This window comes from Tangfeifania sp. (assembly GCF_055108615.1).
On the sequence record NZ_JBSQIC010000092.1, the window covers coordinates 1 to 14,047 of the forward strand.

Sequence of the window (14,047 nt, forward strand, 5' to 3'; positions counted from 1 at the left end):
ATGGTTTACCTCACGTTGCTGTTTCTGTTTGTTGATATTTTGCGCGGAATAAACGGTTTGTTCAATTTTTCAGAAATAATTCGGTTTAGCTGGTCTGACGGAAAAGGAAAAACAGCCGTATTGCTGGTTTATGCGCTTTCGGCAGTCATTCTAATTGCAGGCTATATCAGTGCCACTGTTCCTGTTGTGCGAAAACAGACAATTCAGTTAAATAAACCGGTACCCAACGGCAAACAAAGAGTGGTGCTGGCATCCGATATTCACCTGGGAATGATTATTTCCAACGGGCGGCTAAAACGGCTCGTAAAACTAATAAACGCGCAAAACGCCGATGTGGTGCTGCTGGCCGGCGATGTGTTCGACGAAGACCTGGGGCCGGTAATTGAAAATAACATGGGCGACCTGCTGAAAAAGCTGGAAGCCCGGCATGGTGTTTTTGCGATTTTGGGAAATCATGAATTTTACGGGAACGCTGACATAGCTGAGAAATACCTCGAAGACCATAATATTACGGTACTGCGCGACAGTACGGCTGTTTTACCCGACGGCACAGTAATTATCGGTCGCGAAGATATTACCGGAGAACGAATAAACGGAAACCCACGTAAAACAATAGATGTGCTGCTTTCAGGAGCCGACACTCAAAAACCGGTTTACATGCTCGACCACCAACCTTATAAACTTACAGATGCAGCTGACCACAATATCGACCTGCAGGTTTCCGGCCACACCCATAACGGGCAAATGTGGCCGTTTAATTACATCACCGGAACAATGTTTGAAATCAGCCGTGGCTACGGAAAAATCCACAATACCCATTTTTATGTTTCATCGGGTTATGGTACCTGGGGGCCGCCCATCCGCACCAACAGCCGCTCAGAGATTATAGTGCTGGAAGTTACCGGAAATTGAAGAGTTGAGTTGTTCAGAAAAAAGTTTTCCAGACCATCCAACTTGTATTTAAAGCATTACGCTAGTTGACTGAGACAAAAAAGTTCGTAAATTCGGGAACAATGCAATAAACAGGAATTCATGGAGCAAATTTTCAACATTCTGAAATCGCTGGCCGAACCCGGGAGTATTTTACTGCTACTGGTTTTGCTCCTTGTTCTGAATAATTATATTTTCAGGCGGCTGTCGTCAGTAACTTCCAGGGGAAATGTGACCAAAAATTCAATTTCACTGTTTCTGGTTCTTTTTGGTACCCTGGCTCTTATTTTAACACTGCCGATTGAAAGCGAACTGAAAGGCCAGATCCTGTCGTTCCTGGGAATCATCATCAGTGCCACTATTGCACTGAGTTCCACAACCCTGCTCGGGAACCTGATTGCGGGCATCATGAACAACTCCATGAAACGCTTCCGCAACGGCGATCTCATAAAAATTGATAAAATGGAAGGGAGGGTTACCAAAAAGAGTATTTTTCATACTGAAATTCAGCTTGAAGACAGCAACTTTATTACCATTCCCAATTTATACATTGCCTCCAACCCGGTAAAATTAACGCGGAAAACAAACACTGTTATTTCCACCTCGGTTTCGCTGGGCTACGATGTGTCGCGCATCAAAATTGAGGAGGCATTAAAAGAAGCTGCCTCGGAAGCCAACCTGACTGATCCGTATGTGTATATTACCAATCTGGGCGATTTTTCAGTTGTCTATCAAATTCATGGATTTTTGGAAGACAGCTCTAAATTTTACAGCACGCGCTCGCTTCTCAATGCCAAAGTTATGGACTTGCTTCATAAAAAAGGAATTGAAATTGTTTCGCCAACGTTTATGAACCAGCGGCGGGTGGACGAAAAAGAATTTATACCCAAAGTGGCAAGCGCCCCCAAAAATCCCGCTGAAGAAACACCCGAAGAGTTAATTTTTGACGAAGCCATAAAATCGGAAAAAATAGAGAAAAAGAAAGACAAGCTGATTGAGATTGGAAAAATACTGGAAGACCAAAAGGACAAGTTAAAGGAAGAAAAAGACAAACAAAAGGTTGACAAAATGAAATCGTCAATCGATAAACTGGAAAAGCAAAAAAAGCAGATGGAAAAGAACATTGAAGATCAGGAAAAAAAAGCGAAAAATGTCAATTCTAATAAATGACTCTTGGGGTTGTTGCTTACCATGAATTCCAATGAACCAGAGTAGCGGTAATTGTTGCCTGGTAGCTTTGGAAACTGCTGAACGATGAAAAAGAAATTGTTGGCCAAAGATATGTGTGGTTGGTAATATTGTTTACGGTTCTTGTAGTATTTGCTGAAAGAGTAATGAAATTAACCCAATATGATCATTAAGATTTTCGCAAAAGGTATCCCTGAGAACTTATAGGTACAAAATTTGTTGTATTTTTCGCACAATTTTAAAAATCAGTAAAAAGCCATGAGACTCAGTTCGAGGATGAAATTTCTTTTACGAAACGGGCTACGCGGGTTAGTATGGCTTGCGGTTTTGCTGATTGCCTACTTCTTTTTCGAGAAAATTGTAATATCCAGAAACCCCGATGTATGGATTGAACGATTTTATGCCCAACCCGAAATTATCTACCTCATTTATGTAGCATCCGAATTCTTTTTCGGCATTATTCCCCCTGAATTATTCATGATTTGGGCGGTGAACAAAGCAAACATTGCCCATTACTTATACAATGTAGCCTTTTTTGCAATAGCTTCGTATGCGCTCGGGTATGTTACTTTTTTAATTGGAAAGTTCTTACACAAACGCGTTACTTTCAGGTATATCAGAATTCGTTTTTTTAAGGATATTGGCCCCAAGCTTAAAAAATATGGCCTGTTTTTAATAATTGTCGCCGCACTCACTCCCCTGCCCTGGTCGGCAGTAAGTATGATTGTGGGTGCCTCCGGCTACCCTTCCAAACGTTTTCTGAGATACGCGCTGTTCCGGTTGCTTCGCTTTGCGCTCTACGGGTTTATCATCTTTCAAACCCACCAAATTTAAACTTCCAGCAAACATCGTCTCCCAAAAATTGTTTATCCTGTAAATACAAATAAAAAGGTATGCTTGAAAAGTTAAAGCGGAAGTGGAATATTAAAAACAACTTCCAGCTGGTGCTCATTTTGATAATTTTTTCAGTAACCGGCAGCGCCTCACTTTATGCGCGGAAATTTGTTTTTTCCTGGATGGAAATATCACCCGACACCAGCCTGTGGATTAAAATTCCGCTTTACATTTTAATTGTTTTCCCTTCGTATCAGATATTATTTTTGATAATTGGCGGGTTACTCGGACAATTCGGGTTTGCATGGGAATTTGAAAAAAAAGTGTTTTCACGTTTTAAATTCAGAAAATGAAAAGTTTAGTAATTTTTTTATTTGCAGTTATTATGAGTACAAGTATAGGAACAGAAAATAATTTTGAAAAAGCCACACTCGGTGGCGGATGTTTTTGGTGTACCGAAGCGGTTTACAAAGAGTTGAACGGAGTGGTTGAAGTTCAACCCGGCTACAGCGGCGGGCATGTTAAAAACCCGGCCTACCACGAAGTTTGCAACGGCACAACGGGGCATGCCGAAGTGGTACAAATTACCTACGATCCTCAAATTGTTAGTTTTTCGGAAATTCTGGAGGTGTTTTTTATGACACATAATCCTACAACACTCAACCGCCAGGGAAACGATGTGGGCACGCAATACCGTTCAGCAATTTTTTATCATTCAGAAGAACAAAAACAGACTGCCGAAAAAGTAATCGGGCTTTTTGAAGAAGAAAAAGTTTACGAAGATCCGATTGTAACAGAGGTGACTGCATTCGACGCATTTTACAAGGCCGAGGACTATCATAAAAATTATTTCGAAAAAAATAAAACCCAGCCCTACTGTCAATTTATTGTAGCGCCCAAAGTGGAAAAATTCAGGAAAATATTTAAAGAAAAACTCAAATAACAGCTAATATTTCACCAATTTTCCTTTTTGAATAACTACGTTATGCTTCTGGAGCGAGTATATATACAATCCACTCGGCAAATGTTCAGTATTCATTGAAAACTCTTGTTCGCCAATCACTACTGAAAATGGGATGGATTCTACCAGTGAGCCATTTGCGTTAAAAAGTTTGAGGGTAAGTGTAATACTTACATCGCTGGCCACTTCGAGTTTTAGTTCAGAATTAAAAAGACTGGGATAAACAGAAGCTGCAAACTCCTCCACAATTCCAGGCACATCTTCGCCACATTGCCCCGGCAGGTTTGCATCGAGCCACCACAAGCGGTCTTCGAGCCAGTTTTTCAGCCAGTTTACCTCATCCTGGTGGTTGTCCCCACATAATAATTTGGCCAGACATATTGCCCCAAAACCGGCCAGCGGTTAAATTTGGCTATATCCACGCGGGTATCTTCCCGCTTAATTTTTTCCATCAGCACGTATATACCCTGGTACTCCTCATTCAGAAAAAGCTCCACGAACCGGCACCTTGAGGTATAATGCCCCAAAGGCTTTGCAAGTGAAAAAGTCAGTACATTGCGGATAAGCGTTTTATCGGAATAGGGCGCGTACAAAATCCAGTCTTCCTCTTCGGGTAATCCAAGAATTTGAAAATCAACATCTTCGCCTGCCTGATTACTGGTTTCAAAACCATACGATTTTTTGGGAAACATCTGAGACGATGAGCCGCGAATTTCAATTCCAACTTTCCCGAAGTAGTGATTGAAATCATCCGATGTATGGTTTTCTTTCCCTTGCCCGTTCCAAACTATTCCCATATCGACAAGAATTTTGGGTTCATCGGGAATTTGCCTGCCATTGATGTCGATAAATACCAGCGGCAATTTTGATGAAAATGACTGATTTTGAGCCAGAATCGAACCTCCTGTAAGCAGTACTATTATAAAAACCAGAATTCTTTTCAGTGCCATAAAAAACGCTTAAACAAAAAGCCCGGAACAAAGTCCGGGCTGTAAATGTATGTAAAAATACAGTGGTTACAATTCCCGTATCCAAATATTCCGGTAGCTCACCGGGTTTCCATGATCCTGCAACATAATGCTTCCGGGACCATGTTCTTTCACAGTGTATTCAGGAATTCCGATGTACTCTGTCGGGCCGCGGAGCTTTACATTATTCTGCACCAACACTCCGTTGTGAAGCACTGTCACCACAGGCGGAGTAAAATATGTTCCGTCGTCGTTAAAACGCGGAGCGGTGTAAATAATGTCGTAGGTTTGCCATTCGCCCGGCGCTTTGCAGGCGTTCACCAGTGGCGCGTACTGCTTGTACAAACTCCCGGCCTGGCCATTGCGGTAGGTGCGGTTGTTGTAATTGTCGAGCACCTGTACTTCGTAACGCTCCTGCAGAAAAACGCCGCTGTTTCCGCGCCCCTGACTTTCGCCAACAACTTCGGAAGGCGAGCGCCACTCGATGTGCAACTGAAAATCTTCGAAAACACGTTTGGTTTTAATAACGCCGGTTCCCCGTTTTACTGTAACTGCGCCATCTTCAACAATCCATTGCGGCTTGCCACCATCCTGACTGGTCCACTCGCGCGACAAATCTGTGCCATCAAATAAAATAATCGCATCCGATGGGGCATCCACCGGGGTTTCCCCGGGAGTAACCACCGGAACTTCCGGATCCCAAATCTCGGTCATTTCGGGTTTCATTGGCGGACGCTCGGGCGTTTGTGCCATAACTCCAACTGCTGAAAACAGCAGCAATGCAAAAAATAAAATACTCTTTCTCATCATTGATTTTTTTATTTAGTTGATTAATTCAAAAATTCTGTCATTAATTTTATTTCAGATAAATAAAATTACAATTTCAATTCTTTCATGATAGCCTCAATTTTTGCATCGGCTTTTTGCTCAGCCTTATCAAAATCTTCACGTGATTTCAGTTCGCCTTTCACTTCAAAATAGAATTTAATTTTGGGTTCTGTTCCCGAGGGACGTACCGAAATTTTTGTACCATCTTTGGTAAAAAACTGAAGCACATTTGAAGTGACTTTCTGGTTGATTTTTTTGTCATCACCCGTTAGCAGGTTTTTTGCCACCAGGGTAGAATAATCTTTTACCACTTCCAATGGCGAGCCACCCAGTTCCTTCGGCGGCTGTGCCCTGAAATCGTCCATTATCTGCCTGATTTCGTCAGCACCCGACTTTCCTTTGCGCACAATGTATTTCATCTTTTCTTTGGAATAACCGTATTCAAGGTAAATGTCCTGCAACAGTTCGTACAACGTTTTGCCGTGATCGATGGCCCAGGCTGTTATTTCGGCCATAAGGGCACACGACGACACGGCATCTTTGTCGCGGACAAAATCAGCAGGCAAAAAGCCAAAGCTTTCTTCGCCGCCTCCAATATATTTTTTCTTCCCTTCGTATTCGCGCATCACCTCGGCAATGAACTTAAAGCCGGTATATACATCAAAATACTGCACGTTATTTCTGCGGGCTATTTCGGCAATCATTTCGGTAGAAACTATTGTTTTCACAATATATTCATTGCCTTTCATTGCCCCGGCTTCTTTCATTTTTGTAATAATATAATAAATGAACAGAAGCGCTGTCTGATTTCCGTTTGCAATGATGTATTTTCCTTTATCATTTTTAACAGCCACTCCCAAACGATCGCCATCAGGATCAGTTGCCATTACAAGGTCGGCATCAACCTCTTGTGCCTTTTCAATTGCCATTTCCATGGCGGCTTCTTCTTCAGGATTGGGTGAAACCACGGTGGGGAAATCGCCACTTACCACATCCTGCTCAGGAATATGGATAATATTGGTGAAACCAAACTTTTTTAGTGCGGCGGGAACCAGTTTCACCGCTGTTCCGTGAATGGGCGTAAAAACAATTTTTATGTCGTGGTGCCTTTTAACTACATCCGGTGAAATGGATACTGTTTTTACCATTTCCAGGAATTTCCGGTCCATTTCTTCATCCATTATTTCAATCAACTCATCGGGTCCGTCGAACTTAATGTCTTCCGGTTTTATTTTGGCCACTTCGTTCACAATGTTCACATCGTGTGGAGCAACAATTTGTGAGCCGTCGTCCCAGTATGCTTTGTACCCATTATATTCTCTCGGATTGTGCGATGCCGTAAGAATGATTCCACTCTGGCAACCCAATTCACGTATAGCAAAAGAAAGCTCGGGTGTTGGACGCAAATCATCGAACAAATAAGCTTTGATTCCGTTGGCTGCAAAAATTTTTGCACTGGTTTCGGCAAAAAAGCGACTGTTGTTGCGGCAGTCGTGCCCAATGGCGACTTTAATTTGCGGCAAATCAGCAAAGTTCATTTTCAGATAGTTTGAAAGCCCCTGGGTAGCAGCGCCCACCGTGTATTTATTCATTCGGTTGGTGCCCACGCCCATGATGCCACGCAGCCCGCCTGTACCAAACTCGAGGTGTTTGTAAAACGAATCGATTAATTCACTTGTATCGTCGTTATCGAGCATTCGCCGGACTTCTTTCCGGGTATCTTCGTCGTAAGTTTCTGAAAGCCACTGGCTGGCGGTTTCCTTAACCTGCTTCAGTAATTCATTATTATCCATTATTCTGTTTTTTGAAGTTTTTCAATACACTTTTTCAAACTATCTTTCCAGTAAGGAATTTCAAGATTAAATGTACTTTTTATTTTCGATTTATTCAAGACACTATAGTGTGGACGTCGGGCAGTTGTTAGAAATTCATCCGAAAGTACCGGCAATATTTTGCAATTTAAACCTGAAAATTCGAAGACAGCTTTGGCAAAATCGTACCAGCTGGCTACTCCTTCGTTTGAAAAATGGTAAACTCCGGCAAGAAAATTCTCCGGTTCTTTTTCATAAATAGATACTATTTTGAGGACTGCTTTTGCCAGGTCGGCTGCATACGTTGGCGTTCCAATCTGATCAAAAACAACCTTGAGTAAATCGCGTTCACTGCCCAGCCGCAACATGGTTTTCACGAAATTATTTCCGTAAGTTGAATACAGCCAGGAAGTGCGGATTATAACAGCCTTTGATTCAGATGACAAAATAAAATTCTCTCCGGCCAATTTTGTTTTTCCGTAAACAGTTTCCGGCTGAACCGGGTCTGTTTCGTTGTAAGGAACAAATGATTTACCGTTGAAAACATAATCGGTTGAAATGTGAATAAAACCTGCATTATAAAAGCTGGTATATTTTGCCAGCAAAGCGGGGGCGATGGTATTTACTTTTTGCGCTGCATCAATTTCAGTTTCAGCTTTGTCAACTGCAGTATAGGCAGCACAGTTTACAACCATTTCCGGCTTTTCCAGTTCGAATAAATTCCGAACCTGATTTTCGTCGGTAATATCGAGTGAATCCACATCAGTAAAAATAAACCGAATGTCCGGATATTTTTCTGAAAGGACTTTTATTTCGTTCCCCAGTTGCCCGTATGCGCCGGTTACAAGTATTTTCATTTTTCAAAAATAAAATTCGTTTCTGCTGCCGAAAGCATTGGTGCAGCCAAATCTTTTTCGGAAACAAGAGGCTGCGTATCGCCCAGCATCCAGTCTATTCCCAATTCCGGGTCGTTAATATTTACTGCTCGTTCTGCCTCCTTATTATAAACGTTGTCGCATTTGTATGAAAAAATGGCTGTTTCGCTCAGCACTGAAAAACCATGCGCAAAACCACGGGGAACAAAAAGCTGTTTTTTGGATTTCCCGTCGAGTTCGAGACCAAACCATTTGCCAAAAGTGGGCGAGCCTTTTCGCAGGTCAACTGCCACATCGAAAACGCGGCCCTGTACCACCCGCACCAGTTTTGCCTGCGACCAGGGAGCCAGCTGGTAATGCAGTCCGCGCACCACAGTCCGCACCGATTTCGATTCGTTATCCTGAATAAAATTTGCATTTATTCCGGTTTCTTTATACCGTTCTTCCTGATAGGTTTCAAAAAAATAACCTCGCGCATCTTCAAAAACGCGTGGATCAATTACAAGTAAACCTGGAAGCGATGTTTCTGTAATTTTCATAGATTGTTAAAATGACAAAATTTGTTTTTCGGCCAGCCGCAGCAAGTATTCTCCATATTGATTTTTGCTTAATGGCTGCGCCAGTTCCAGCAATTGCTCCCTGTTTATGAAACCTTTTTTGTAAGCAATTTCCTCGATGCACGACACTTTTAACCCTTGCCGTTGCTCAATAGTGGCAATAAAATTAGAAGCCTGCAGCAAGCTGTCGTGTGTTCCTGTATCGAGCCAGGCAAATCCGCGTCCGAGCAATTTCACATTTAACTTGTTTTCTTCAAGGTAAATCCGGTTCAGGTCGGTAATTTCCAGTTCTCCCCTTGCCGATGGCTTCAGTGTTTTGGCCTTTTCAACCACATCGTTGGAGTAGAAATATAAACCGGTAACCGCGTAACTCGATTTGGGTTGTTTGGGTTTCTCCTCAATGGAGATTACTTTCCCGTTTTGGTCAAAATCAACCACACCATATCTTTCCGGATCGTTCACGTAATAACCAAATACAGTTGCACCGTCTTCAAGACGGGCTGCATCTTCCAGAATTGAACGGAAATTATAGCCGTAAAAAATATTGTCGCCCAAAATCATGCAGACATTGTCGCTGCCAATAAATTCTTCACCCAAAACAAAAGCCTGTGCCAGCCCGTCGGGCGAGGGTTGAATTTTGTATGAAATTTCCAATCCGAGCTGCTTTCCGTTCCCCAGCAAATTTTTATAAAGACTGATATCGGTGGGAGTTGAAATAATCAAAATCTCCCGGATTCCTGCCAGCATTAAAACGGACAGCGGGTAATAAATCATCGGTTTGTCGTAAACCGGGATAATCTGTTTCGAAATGGATTGCGTAATTGGATAAAGCCTTGTTCCGGCACCTCCTGCAAGTATAATTCCTTTCATCTCATTATAATTGTTAATTTTCAAAGGTATTTATCTCATTCTATCAATTATTTTAATGGTATTCGATAGAATTCGCAAGCTCATTTCGATGGAACTCGCTTTATAATTATCAATATGTGTGGCAAAATTTTGTCCATGCTCGTTTCATCTTGTAATATTTGGTTAATTTAAAAAACGGATGTCAAAATTAATAAAATAAAACCGCATGCACGGAAGGGTTTGAAAGAAAAACCAATTTTAACAATTTACCTGGTACCACGAATGTTAGAGAATTGTCAACCAGCTAAAATAAAATACTGAAAACCTTTGATATAAGTGAATTAAGTTATATTTTTGCGCGCGAATTACAAACAAAATAATGTCTAACTCATTAATTTATTAAGAATTGCATGACTGAAAAGAAAAATGAAAATGTTGAGCAGGAAGCTAAGAAAATAGCTGATACACCTGCCCAGGAAGAAAAAAAGGCTTCTGAAAAACCGGAAGAAAAATCCGCTGAAAAACAAGAAGACCTTCAAGCAGAAGAAACTGTCGAAACACCCAAAGAAGGAACTGCTGAAGCTAAGGCTGAAGAAACTGAAAAAGAAACCGAAGGAACGGTAGAAAAAGAAACAGCCCCCGCTGAAGAAAAAGCCGAAAAAGAGGAAGCTCCTGCAAAAGAAGAAAAAGCAGAAGAAACTCCACAAGCTGAAGAAACAAAAGAAGAAACTGAAGCTGAACCTGTTGAAGCCAAAACGGAAGAAACAACAAAAGAGCCGGAAGAATTCGACTGGGACAGCCTCGAAAGTGGAATTGAATCGTATTCCGACAAAGAAAAAGAAGAACTTGAAAAACTTTACGACGATACATTAAATACTGTTTCGGAAAAAGAAGTTCTCGAAGGCACGGTTATCTCCATGAGCAAACGCGAAGTAGTTGTTGATATCGGCTACAAATCCGACGGAATTGTGAGCCTGAACGAATTCAGGTACAACCCCGACCTGAAAGTGGGCGACAAAGTAGATGTTTACATCGAAAGCCTCGAGGACAAAAAAGGCCAGATGATCCTTTCGCACAAAAAAGCACGTGCAACACGCTCATGGGAACGTGTGAACGAAGCACTCGAGAAAGACGAAATCATCAAAGGTTACATCAAGTGCCGCACCAAAGGTGGTATGATTGTCGATGTATTCGGCATCGAAGCCTTCCTGCCCGGCTCACAAATTGATGTGAAACCTATCCGCGACTACGATGTTTTTGTGGGTAAAACCATGGAATTCAAAGTAGTTAAAATCAACCACGAATACCGCAACGTGGTTGTTTCGCACAAAGCGCTTATTGAAGCTGAACTCGAACAACAGAAGAAAGAAATTATTGCCAAACTCGAAAAAGGCCAGGTACTCGAAGGAACCGTTAAAAACATCACCTCATACGGTGTGTTTATGGACCTTGGCGGCGTTGACGGCCTGATTCACATCACCGACCTCTCGTGGGGACGCATTTCTCACCCGAGCGAAATTGTGGAACTCGATCAGAAACTGAACGTGGTTATCCTCGATTTCGACGACGACAAAAAACGTATCGCACTCGGACTGAAACAACTTACTCCGCATCCGTGGGATAAACTGGACGAAGGCCTGAAAGTGGGCGATAAAATAAAAGGAAAAGTTGTTGTACTGGCCGACTATGGTGCATTTGTAGAAATTGCCCCGGGTGTTGAAGGCCTGATTCACGTTTCAGAAATGTCGTGGAGCCAACACCTGCGCAGCGCACAAGACTTCCTGAAAGTGGGTGACGAAGTGGAAGCTGTTATTCTGACCCTCGACCGCGAGGAACGGAAAATGTCACTCGGCATGAAACAGTTGAAAGAAGACCCATGGGAAAAAATTGAAGAAAACTACGGCGTTGGAACAAAACACAAAGCCATTGTCCGCAACTTCACCAACTTTGGTGTGTTTGTTGAAATCACCGAAGGTGTTGACGGTTTGATTCACATTTCGGACCTTAGCTGGACGAAAAAAATCAAGCATCCGTCAGAATTCACTTCAGTAGGAGAAGAAATTGAAGTGGTTGTTCTTGACATCGACGCTGAAAACCGCAGGTTAAGCCTCGGCCACAAACAGCTCGAAGAAAATCCGTGGGATGTGTTTGAAACCATTTTCACCACCGATTCAATCCACGAAGGAACTGTTATTGACCTGATGGACAAAGGTGCCGTTGTTGCACTGCCATACGGAGTTGAAGGTTTTGCCACACCGCGTCACCTGGTTAAGGAAGACGGTACCCAGGCAAAACAAGACGAAAAACTGGATTTTAAAGTCATTGAGTTCAACAAATCGGCAAAACGGATTATCGTTTCACATTCAAGAGTATTTGAAGATGTAAAACGTGCTGAAGACTCAGCAAAACGCAAATCACAATCGCGCTCAAATAAAAAAGCAATGAAGAGCATGAGCGACAACATCGAAAAAACCACTCTTGGCGATATTTCCGATTTGGCTGCCCTGAAGTCCCAGATGGAAAAAAACGAAAGTAAAGAGAAAAAGCCAAAAAAAGAAAGCAAAGAGAGCAAAGAGACGAACGACAAAAAAGACCAAAACGATAAATAATTATGGTTTTGGTTAATTTTTATTAGCCGGAATTTCGTAAATTGTACCATGGCATTAGAAATTCATAAGAATAAAGATTATACCCTGGTTAAAGTTCAAACCGAAAGGCTGAATACAAACACTGCTCCCGATTTAAAATCGGAACTGGTTGTTCTCAACAACAGTGGACATGTTAACATCATTCTCGACATTAGTCAATGTAAATACTGCGACTCGTCGGGCTTGCGTGCCATTTTGGTAGGAAACCGTTTATCTGAAGATGCAATAGGGACATTTGTTTTAACGGGATTACAACCCGATGTTGAGAACCTAATCAGGATTTCTATGCTTCATACAGTTTTACTGATTACAAAAACTGTTGAAGAAGCAGAAGAGTTACTAAAAAAAAAGAAGGAGATGTAGCATAACATTATGCCCTTTGAATTAACCATATTAGGGAGTAGTTCTGCAACACCAACTTCTGAAAGATACCCAACCGCCCAGGTGCTGAATGCACTTGGGCGGTTTTTTTTGATTGATTGCGGCGAGGGAACCCAAATCCAAATCAGGCGGCAAAAAATAGGGTTCAGTAAAATTCAGCACATCTTTATTTCGCATCTGCATGGCGATCATTTTTATGGTCTAATTGGCATGATTTCAACATTCAACCTGCTGGGGCTGAAAAAAGACATTCACATTTATTCGCCCTCGCAGCTGAAAGACATCATCCAGCCGCAGCTCGAATTTCTGAAAGCGGGATTGCAATTCAACATTGTTTTTCATCCGCTGAATTTTAAAAAGCCGCAGGTTATTTATTCAGATAAAAAAGTGGAAGTCATCTCATTTCCGCTCAAACACAGCATTAATACATGTGGTTTTCTATTCAGGGAGTTGCCCCGCGAAGCCAATATTAAAAAGGAATATGTAAAAAAGTACAACATTCCGATTCCTGAAATCATAAAAATAAAAAGAGGTGCCGGTTTTGAAACTGACAACGGGAAATTCATCCCGCACGAAGAACTGACCACTCCTCCACCCCGGCCCCGCTCCTACGCTTTTTGTTCCGACACAGCATTTTATCCACCTGTAGCCGAAACAATTTATGGGGTGGATTTACTTTACCACGAAGCAACTTTTACCGAAGAACTGAAAGATTGGGCTCAAAACACTTATCATTCAACCGCCCGCGAGGCTGCTGAAATAGCGAAACACTCAAATGCAGGAAAACTAATTCTGGGCCATTTTTCAGCACGTTACAAAGATGTTTCTCCATTTCTAAAAGAAGCCCGGGCGGTTTTTCCAAACACCGTGGCTGCCGAAGACGGGAATACCTACAAAATAGAAAGCTGAGTGGTTTTAGAATTCATCTGAACCGCAATCCCCTTGCTGGCATGGATTTGCAACTCGTACTTCAATGGGAATGTTATTAGAACGTGTAAGCAATGCCACATAATATACCAAGCTCCATTAAGCCATAATTAAAAAAGAAGTATTTTCCCATGCTATGATTCATATAAACGGGTAGCGAAATTAACCCAACTTGTTATCTTACTGTCATGAAATTCTGTATTCCAGCCGGATGGGTTTAAGATATTCATATTTCGGGTAACACGGATTTTTTCATATAGTAGGGTACGGTTTTATACCCCAGGGCTTCA

Annotated in this window: 15 protein-coding genes; 8 read left to right on the plus strand and 7 right to left on the minus strand. The window is 42.0% G+C overall.

The features are described 5' to 3' along the window. From ACTCNA_RS15400 to msrA, 5 genes are all read left to right on the plus strand, one after another. A partial coding sequence (locus ACTCNA_RS15400; protein WP_462948823.1) for a metallophosphoesterase occupies nucleotides 1-912 on the plus strand: 912 nt, incomplete at its 5' end. Nucleotides 913-1,032: 120 nt separating this feature from the next. Beyond that, nucleotides 1,033-2,100 (plus strand): mechanosensitive ion channel family protein, encoded by a 1,068-nt coding sequence (locus tag ACTCNA_RS15405; RefSeq protein WP_462948824.1) that lies wholly within the window; start codon nucleotides 1,033-1,035, stop codon nucleotides 2,098-2,100. Nucleotides 2,101-2,376: 276 nt separating this feature from the next. Further along, nucleotides 2,377-2,952: a hypothetical protein gene (locus ACTCNA_RS15410; protein WP_462948825.1), complete on the plus strand. Its 576-nt coding sequence runs from the start codon at nucleotides 2,377-2,379 to the stop codon at nucleotides 2,950-2,952. Between the two features lie 59 nt (nucleotides 2,953-3,011). Continuing rightward, entirely contained in the window at nucleotides 3,012-3,305 is a 294-nt protein-coding gene (locus tag ACTCNA_RS15415; RefSeq protein ID WP_462948826.1) for a DUF6787 family protein, read from the plus strand. After that, nucleotides 3,302-3,895 (plus strand): peptide-methionine (S)-S-oxide reductase MsrA, encoded by a 594-nt coding sequence (msrA, locus tag ACTCNA_RS15420; protein ID WP_462948827.1) that lies wholly within the window; start codon nucleotides 3,302-3,304, stop codon nucleotides 3,893-3,895. The genes ACTCNA_RS15415 and msrA overlap by 4 nt, the downstream gene beginning before the upstream one ends. 3 nt (nucleotides 3,896-3,898) lie before the next feature. On the opposite strand, the gene ACTCNA_RS15425 is transcribed toward msrA, so the two are convergent. The 7 genes from ACTCNA_RS15425 to rfbA all read right to left on the minus strand — a co-directional run bounded on the left by ACTCNA_RS15425 (nucleotide 3,899) and on the right by rfbA (nucleotide 9,822). Then, a complete protein-coding gene (locus tag ACTCNA_RS15425; protein ID WP_462948828.1) occupies nucleotides 3,899-4,216 on the minus strand; it encodes a T9SS type A sorting domain-containing protein in 318 nt (105 codons plus the stop codon). A 29-nt stretch (nucleotides 4,217-4,245) separates the two neighbouring features. Further along, nucleotides 4,246-4,863, minus strand: coding sequence for a CotH kinase family protein (locus ACTCNA_RS15430; RefSeq protein WP_462948829.1), 618 nt, complete (start codon nucleotides 4,861-4,863; stop codon nucleotides 4,246-4,248). A gap of 66 nt (nucleotides 4,864-4,929) precedes the next feature. Next, on the minus strand, nucleotides 4,930-5,691 hold the full coding sequence (locus tag ACTCNA_RS15435; RefSeq protein WP_462948830.1) for a 3-keto-disaccharide hydrolase: 762 nt from the start codon (nucleotides 5,689-5,691) through the stop codon (nucleotides 4,930-4,932). 65 nt (nucleotides 5,692-5,756) lie between these two features. Beyond that, nucleotides 5,757-7,502, minus strand: coding sequence for a phospho-sugar mutase (locus ACTCNA_RS15440; protein WP_462948831.1), 1,746 nt, complete (start codon nucleotides 7,500-7,502; stop codon nucleotides 5,757-5,759). Then, a complete protein-coding gene (gene rfbD / locus ACTCNA_RS15445) occupies nucleotides 7,502-8,377 on the minus strand; it encodes a dTDP-4-dehydrorhamnose reductase (RefSeq protein WP_462948832.1) in 876 nt (291 codons plus the stop codon). The genes ACTCNA_RS15440 and rfbD overlap by 1 nt, the downstream gene beginning before the upstream one ends. After that, nucleotides 8,374-8,934, minus strand: a complete 561-nt coding sequence (gene rfbC / locus ACTCNA_RS15450) for a dTDP-4-dehydrorhamnose 3,5-epimerase (RefSeq protein WP_462948833.1) — start codon at nucleotides 8,932-8,934, stop codon at nucleotides 8,374-8,376. The genes rfbD and rfbC overlap by 4 nt, the downstream gene beginning before the upstream one ends. A 6-nt stretch (nucleotides 8,935-8,940) precedes the next feature. Beyond that, on the minus strand, nucleotides 8,941-9,822 hold the full coding sequence (gene rfbA, locus ACTCNA_RS15455; RefSeq protein ID WP_462948834.1) for a glucose-1-phosphate thymidylyltransferase RfbA: 882 nt from the start codon (nucleotides 9,820-9,822) through the stop codon (nucleotides 8,941-8,943). A 389-nt stretch (nucleotides 9,823-10,211) separates the two neighbouring features. Between rfbA and rpsA the strand changes: the two genes are divergently transcribed. The 3 genes from rpsA to ACTCNA_RS15470 are packed head-to-tail and all read left to right on the plus strand — an operon-like array spanning nucleotide 10,212 to nucleotide 13,739. Then, on the plus strand, nucleotides 10,212-12,410 hold the full coding sequence (gene rpsA / locus ACTCNA_RS15460) for a 30S ribosomal protein S1 (protein ID WP_462948835.1): 2,199 nt from the start codon (nucleotides 10,212-10,214) through the stop codon (nucleotides 12,408-12,410). A 48-nt stretch (nucleotides 12,411-12,458) separates the two neighbouring features. Next, nucleotides 12,459-12,812, plus strand: coding sequence for an STAS domain-containing protein (locus ACTCNA_RS15465; protein WP_462948836.1), 354 nt, complete (start codon nucleotides 12,459-12,461; stop codon nucleotides 12,810-12,812). A gap of 9 nt (nucleotides 12,813-12,821) precedes the next feature. Then, the gene (locus ACTCNA_RS15470) at nucleotides 12,822-13,739 is read left to right on the plus strand and encodes a ribonuclease Z (RefSeq protein ID WP_462948837.1); all 918 of its coding nucleotides are present in this window, start codon (nucleotides 12,822-12,824) and stop codon (nucleotides 13,737-13,739) included. Nucleotides 13,740-14,047: the final 308 nt, after the last annotated feature.

Excerpts from the sequence above, each read along its gene's own strand:
- rpsA (WP_462948835.1), top strand. The coding sequence starts at position 10,212 with ATGACTGAAAAGAAAAATGAAAATGTTGAGCAGGAAGCTAAGAAAATA.
- rfbC (WP_462948833.1), bottom strand. The coding sequence starts at position 8,934 with ATGAAAATTACAGAAACATCGCTTCCAGGTTTACTTGTAATTGATCCA.
- ACTCNA_RS15430 (WP_462948829.1), bottom strand. The coding sequence starts at position 4,863 with ATGGCACTGAAAAGAATTCTGGTTTTTATAATAGTACTGCTTACAGGA.
- ACTCNA_RS15410 (WP_462948825.1), top strand. The coding sequence starts at position 2,377 with ATGAGACTCAGTTCGAGGATGAAATTTCTTTTACGAAACGGGCTACGC.
- ACTCNA_RS15440 (WP_462948831.1), bottom strand. The coding sequence starts at position 7,502 with ATGGATAATAATGAATTACTGAAGCAGGTTAAGGAAACCGCCAGCCAG.
- rfbA (WP_462948834.1), bottom strand. The coding sequence starts at position 9,822 with ATGAAAGGAATTATACTTGCAGGAGGTGCCGGAACAAGGCTTTATCCA.
- ACTCNA_RS15465 (WP_462948836.1), top strand. The coding sequence starts at position 12,459 with ATGGCATTAGAAATTCATAAGAATAAAGATTATACCCTGGTTAAAGTT.
- msrA (WP_462948827.1), top strand. The coding sequence starts at position 3,302 with ATGAAAAGTTTAGTAATTTTTTTATTTGCAGTTATTATGAGTACAAGT.
- ACTCNA_RS15415 (WP_462948826.1), top strand. The coding sequence starts at position 3,012 with ATGCTTGAAAAGTTAAAGCGGAAGTGGAATATTAAAAACAACTTCCAG.
- ACTCNA_RS15470 (WP_462948837.1), top strand. The coding sequence starts at position 12,822 with ATGCCCTTTGAATTAACCATATTAGGGAGTAGTTCTGCAACACCAACT.
- rfbD (WP_462948832.1), bottom strand. The coding sequence starts at position 8,377 with ATGAAAATACTTGTAACCGGCGCATACGGGCAACTGGGGAACGAAATA.
- ACTCNA_RS15405 (WP_462948824.1), top strand. The coding sequence starts at position 1,033 with ATGGAGCAAATTTTCAACATTCTGAAATCGCTGGCCGAACCCGGGAGT.
- ACTCNA_RS15435 (WP_462948830.1), bottom strand. The coding sequence starts at position 5,691 with ATGATGAGAAAGAGTATTTTATTTTTTGCATTGCTGCTGTTTTCAGCA.